The sequence below is a fragment of the Okeania sp. SIO3I5 genome, assembly GCF_010672085.1.
Taxonomy (GTDB): domain Bacteria; phylum Cyanobacteriota; class Cyanobacteriia; order Cyanobacteriales; family Microcoleaceae; genus Trichodesmium.
Window position 1 is genome coordinate 1 of the sequence record NZ_JAAHHT010000066.1, and the last position, 2,964, is coordinate 2,964.

At 39.2% G+C, this 2,964-nt stretch carries 1 protein-coding gene; it reads left to right on the top strand.

The genetic code is table 11. The features are described from left to right. Positions 1-637: 637 nt before the first annotated feature. The gene (locus F6K40_RS16665; RefSeq protein WP_293137727.1) at positions 638-2,614 is read left to right on the top strand and encodes a DUF6851 domain-containing protein; all 1,977 of its coding nucleotides are present in this window, start codon (positions 638-640) and stop codon (positions 2,612-2,614) included. Positions 2,615-2,964: the final 350 nt, after the last annotated feature.

Genomic DNA, 2,964 nt, shown 5'->3' on the forward strand with positions numbered 1-2,964 from the left:
CAAGTTTTATGTTAAGAAAGATGTTTATAAAGCATAGCTTAAAAAGGGGGGAGTCTTCAAAGTCCCCCTTTTCAAGGGGGATTTAGGGGGATCGTAACTGTACCTCATCTTTATGAGAAATGCTATATACAATTTAGTTAATCTAAATCCGGATAATTGTTATTCGTATTATCACTTATTTTTTTAGTTTTTTATTGACAAAAATATTGTTAAAATCCATAATTATACTATTGCTACTCAGATAAAAAGTTGTTTATCATAGTGAAGATAAAGCAAATAAGTATAAAACTTATATTTCGCCTATCTGACACATAGAACTTAACACCTAAAAGCCATGCTATGTCTGATTTTAAAAATAGTCAAGTTCTCATCAAGATATCCATAATCTAGGATAACATGATTGAAAATTATTCCTGTATATACACTAACGAATGTTAGTGAGTTGTATTCATGGGAATTAGAACGAACATATTCAGAAAATTGAACTAACTATAAACATACCTGAGATCCCAAGTTATAGGTAAAATTACACTTTACCGCTTAATTTCCTGAGTATTTTGACTTTTTACACAACCGAAATACACTCTAGAAGTATCTACTAGAACAACAAACAAAACTATTATTCTCAAATATACCTATGACCGAACTTCAAGTTGACCCCAACACTCAACTCGTAACAGTTGACGATCCTTCACCCACTATTTCAGTGCTATGGGACCGCGCAGTCCAACAAGCAGTGATTAATACCCGTGTCGGTCCTACTGTTGCCTCCCGTGCCTATTCTATGGTACACACAGCCATCTATGATGCTTGGGCAGCTTACGATCCATCAGCAGTGGCAACTCAATTAGGAGACGATCTACAACGCCCTGAATTTGAAAACACAGAAGCTAATAAAGCTGAGGCCATGAGTTTTTCTGCTTACCGGGTGCTGACAGATTTATTCCCGGATCAAGTAGAAGTTTTCAATGGAGTGATGGCGACTCTGGAATTAGACCCCAATAATACTACTACCGATACTACTACTCCTGCTGGTATTGGTAATGTTTCCGGTCAAGCACTATTAGCATTCCGTCACAATGACGGTTCCAACCAACTAGGGGATGACCCCAATGGTAATGGTACTCCCTACTCCGATATCACTGGTTATCAACCTCAAAATCCTGCTGGAGACCAGATTAATATAGAGCTTTGGACTCCCGAAAATGTTCCTATTGACGATCCTGATGGTCGAGTACAAAACTTCCTGACTCCACAGTGGGGTAATTTAATACCCTTTGGTCTCGAATCAGGTAGCGCACTACGACCAGTAGCACCAGAACCATTTTTGCTGGTAGATGGTCAGGTAGACTTGGATGCAGGTACAATTACTTTGGCAGACCAGTCTGTAGTTACAATTAGTCCAGAGATTGTTGGCACTATTATCAATCCAGGATTTATTGAACAAGCAGAACAAGTAGTCAATTTTAGCGCGAATCTGACAGACGAACAAAAGTTAATTGCAGAATTTTGGGAAGATGCAGGTGGTACATCATTCCCACCAGGAACCTGGATGAGTTTCGGTCAATTTGTTTCTGCCAGAGATGAGAATACATTAGATCAGGACGTGGAACTCTTCTTGAATTTAGGTAACGCAGTATTTGATGCTGGTGTTGCCACTTGGGAAGCTAAAGTTTTCTACGACTATACTCGTCCCGTGCGTACAGTTCGGGAATTAGGGGAACTAGGTTTGATTGGGGAGTTTAATCAAGAACTTGGTGGTTATGCTATTGAAGCTTGGGCAGGTCCTGGACTTGGAACTCAAACAATTCTGGCAACTGATTTCCTCACCTATCAGACTCCTGGTAGCGATCCTTCTCCTCCCTTTGCTGAATATACATCTGGTCATAGTGCTTTCAGTGCTTCTGGCGCAGAAATTCTCCAACGGTTTACTGGCAATGATCAGTTCGGTGCTTCGGTAACTTTTGCTCCTGGTGAGTCTCGTTTTGAATCTGGGGTGACACCTGTAAATACTACAACTCTGGAGTGGGCAACTTTTAGTCAAGCTGCTGATGAAGCTGGTCTTTCTCGTCTTTTCGGAGGCATTCACTTTGAGGATGGGGATGTCAATGGTAGGTCTCTAGGGCGACAGATAGCAGGAGAAGTTTGGGAAGAAACTCAGTCTCTAATTACTTCCAATAAGATAATGGGTACAACTGCAGATGATCAGTTAATTGGAACTGATGCAACTGAATACATTCATGGGTTTGGGGGTAATGATACTATCCAAGGTTTGGATGGTAACGACTTAATCCATTCAGGTAAAGGTGACGATATTATTGATGCTGGTGCTGGTCGCGATGTTATTGGTGCGGATAAGGGTGATGATATTATTAGTGGTGGAACTGGTGCGGATATGTTTGACTTCCGAGTTGGTTTTGGGAATGATATTATCACTGATTTTGAAAATGGAATAGATTTGATTCGTTTAAGGGGTGGTCTGACGTTTGAGAATTTGACAATTGCTCAGGTAGGTAGCGACACTAGCATTACTGCTGACGAACTTTCTATTACTTTGCAGGGTGTAGCGGCAAGCGATATTAGTGGTGATGATTTTGTCGAGATTTTCGCTTAAGCAACAACTGGAAGAACCTGCCAGAAGCAAATTTTTTTTGAAATTAAAATTATTAAAAATGCTGAGGTAGGTTTCATAGTTGAATAAAAGGAAAATTGAGAATTACAATAGTTAATAAATATATTAATCACTTCCAACAAATTAACCATAATTTTTGAGTAGGGGTTTGGTCTCCAAACCCCTATTCTCCTGATAAGTAGAAAAGTTCAATGGTTAGTCAAAGCACTCTTAAATATGCAAATAGCCTTAAGTAGAAATTTTAGTAGAATCGACCTTTCTTTGATTCATTAATTATTAAGAAATATTCTGATAACTGTTCCCTATTCCGAGTTAAGTGTTCCCTAATTTTT